The organism is Priestia sp. P5_B4 (genome assembly GCF_056400385.1).
The window spans coordinates 1-2892 of sequence record NZ_JBFULJ010000479.1; the positions used below are offsets into that span (position 1 = coordinate 1).

Consider the following 2892-nt stretch of genomic DNA (forward strand, 5'->3'; position numbering starts at 1 on the left):
CCTTTATGTTGATTAAAAATGTATAGAGTATCAAGCTTAAAAATAAAAAAGAAAGCTGACATAGAGGACAACTTTCTTCAAATTGATAATAAGAATTATAAAGGAATGTACTTAAACTAAAAGAGGCCTTAATAAAACAGCCAAAAGAATATGCAAAGAAATTAATGCATTTGTTCAAAATTGACATAAATATGAATAAAGAAAAGGCTAATCTAATATAGATATGAACCTGATCTCCTCCATCTAACGTTCCATCTGTAAGCTATGATTTCAAGTATTCATCAAATTAGCCTTGTAATATTCTTGCGTCTACAATTACAAAGTGACAAGTACGTGACTTTATTAACCAAGTTCCGTTTTGGCGTACATATTCATCCTCATATTTAACACTATAGTCAGTGATAACTTCTTTGCCATCTTCGTCTCTCACCATTTTCATTTGAGAGTATGAAACACCTGTTGCAGTATCGCCATCTACTTTCACAATGTGTTGTCCGTTAATGGAGAAATAACGTTTTACAAGAGAAGCATGACCTATAAAATCCTTCTCTAATTGTTTTGTTCCTGAAACATCAGACACCAATTGGCCTCCAAAGTAAACTTTATATCTAGCATCAGGCGTAAATAAAAGCATTTGTTCTGAAATCTTTTTCTCATCCGTCAAATTTGAAAAAGTATCAACTAATTCTCTTAATTCAAATTTTGCTTGTAAAATTTCTAACGACATAAACTTTTTCCTCCTTCTATTTTGAAACGAAACTGTAAAACTAAATTTTTTACTAGCTTAATTAAGAAGAGCAAATATTTGTATTGCTGCATTCTCGACCATTGAACATTCAGGTCTAACTTTCATTTTTACGGAAAGTCCTATAGCAGAGATGGTTATCGCACTTGCGATAATCCACGTGACTGCGGTAATTTTGCGGCTTTATTGAGCAACTTCCTTTCAAATAAGGTTATGAGTGAGCAATCACTCAATGTCTACTGGACCATACACTCCTTCCTAAAGTGAGTCTGAGTGCTATGCACTCCGTACTTCTTGGAGAGGTAGTCCAGCGTTAGTACGACTGGTCATTGTATTTAATTGCTACTTTTTGTTTAGAATACGATGGTTTGAGGGGTAATGCCTTTTGGATACTCTTCTTCCCAAACATTTTTCTCTGAATAGGCTTGATACCACATGTTTGCAATAACATCTGGATCATCAAATGTGCCTATCCCCGGTTCCTTCATAAACAAACCTAAAGATCGGTGACCAACGAAGATACCTTTAGGAGACAGTTCAGTATGAAGATTGGCAATATAATTGCGCATTCCCGACATAGCGATACCGATATTCCCCATCATTGGAACAGGATATAGTGCTGATAATCCTGTTGTAAACAGCAAAGCACCTTCCTTTTTAGACAGCATATCCGGCAAAACAGCATTTACGACATTGATGGCACTGCCCACATAGCCTTCAAATAGGTCCCTTGCATTCTCCGCCGTTAATTCTAATACAGATGTTGGAGGGAAACTACCCGGTGTAGGACTGAATTCCAGTACATCAATATGGCCATACTTCTCTTTAATTCCGGTAATTGCCTGTTCAATTTGTTCTTTGTTATAAATATCAGCTATGAAATAAGAAGCTTGGATACCAGCGACTTTTAGTTCGTCTACCATCTCTTGAAGCTTCGCAGCATTTCTCGCAACTAATGAAACTTGAAAGTCTTCCTTACCAAAACGCTTGGCCAAGGATAATCCTAATCCTTTACCTGCTCCAATTATCGCTATTGTTTTCATACATTTACCTCCTATTTTGAATTGATGAAGTTTTATTCCGTTTGACGTTTTTAATTGTAGAACGTAGAATTATACCATTCAATGGTCAATATTCAGCGATATGATAATTAATAGTCAGATTCTCTTGATTTGACCATTATCTTTATTGGATGGAGCGTTTACAAATGGGTAAAGACAAGATAGACTTACGTATTCTAAAAACAAGAAAAGCCATTAAAGAAGCCTTCTTGAAGCTAATTCAAACGAAAGGCTACGAACGGATAACTATACAAGACATTGCCGACGAAGCCATGATAAATCGAAACACTTTTTATTTACACTATTTAGATAAACCTGATTTGATGGAGAATTTATGTCATGAAAGCATAGAAAAATTAAATGTTTGCTTTAACTTGGGTATCAAAGAACAAGATATCCATGCAATAGATAAGGAAAAGTTTATCTCAAGCTTACACGAAATGTTTAAAGCTATAGAAGCCAACATTGTTTTCTTTAGAACGATGCTTAGTCAGTATAGTCAATCTAACTTCTCAACTCATTTAAAAGAAGCATTAAAAGATTTTATTCTTTCTGGTATTAGTGATCATAATCCAAAAATGAAAGTCGGATTGGAGTACATGATTTCAGGGTTAGTTGGCGTGATTTGTATGTGGATTTTAGATTCAGAGCATTTAGTAGTTGAAGAGGTCATCGAACATTTGAGCGAAATTCATTTTAATAACGTTTTGGACTTGTTAAAAAGCATTTAACGGTAACAGCTTTGGGGATGCCTTATTGTCTTCCCACTCCATGCCTCTCAAGCTAAGTATTAGTTATGTAACTGCAACCATCATTACTAGCCATATCATAGGCTACTGTATAGGCACTGTGCTTTTTTTTTCTGAAAATTGAAGATGTAGAGTACTTATTTTATGGGAATAATAGCAATTTTGATAACAAAGCACATCAAGAAATCATAAACTCAGCAATATCTACCTCAATAAAGTAATTTCTATTTTTTTATTTGTACCAGAATGGCAAATATAAATAMACTTTACATTTATAAAAAATATCAATTAAACAATCCCCGAAAAAGAAATACAATAAAATTCATTTATTGTGTAG

At 34.2% G+C, this 2892-nt stretch carries 3 protein-coding genes; 1 reads left to right on the forward strand and 2 read right to left on the reverse strand.

From position 1 onward, the window contains the following. Positions 1–286: 286 nt before the first annotated feature. Complete coding sequence (locus AC1DRF_RS21615) at positions 287–727, reverse strand: nuclear transport factor 2 family protein (protein WP_477741657.1); 441 nt, start codon at positions 725–727, stop codon at positions 287–289. Between the two features lie 371 nt (positions 728–1098). Beyond that, on the reverse strand, positions 1099–1788 hold the full coding sequence (locus tag AC1DRF_RS21620; RefSeq protein ID WP_477741658.1) for an SDR family NAD(P)-dependent oxidoreductase: 690 nt from the start codon (positions 1786–1788) through the stop codon (positions 1099–1101). 164 nt (positions 1789–1952) lie between these two features. On the opposite strand from AC1DRF_RS21620, the gene AC1DRF_RS21625 reads away from it, so the two are divergent. Beyond that, the gene (locus tag AC1DRF_RS21625) at positions 1953–2537 is read left to right on the forward strand and encodes a TetR/AcrR family transcriptional regulator (RefSeq protein ID WP_477741659.1); all 585 of its coding nucleotides are present in this window, start codon (positions 1953–1955) and stop codon (positions 2535–2537) included. Positions 2538–2892 lie beyond the last annotated feature (355 nt).

Coding starts and splice junctions, on each gene's coding strand:
- AC1DRF_RS21615 (WP_477741657.1), bottom strand. CDS start 727: ATGTCGTTAGAAATTTTACAAGCAAAATTTGAATTAAGAGAATTAGTT.
- AC1DRF_RS21620 (WP_477741658.1), bottom strand. CDS start 1,788: ATGAAAACAATAGCGATAATTGGAGCAGGTAAAGGATTAGGATTATCC.
- AC1DRF_RS21625 (WP_477741659.1), top strand. CDS start 1,953: ATGGGTAAAGACAAGATAGACTTACGTATTCTAAAAACAAGAAAAGCC.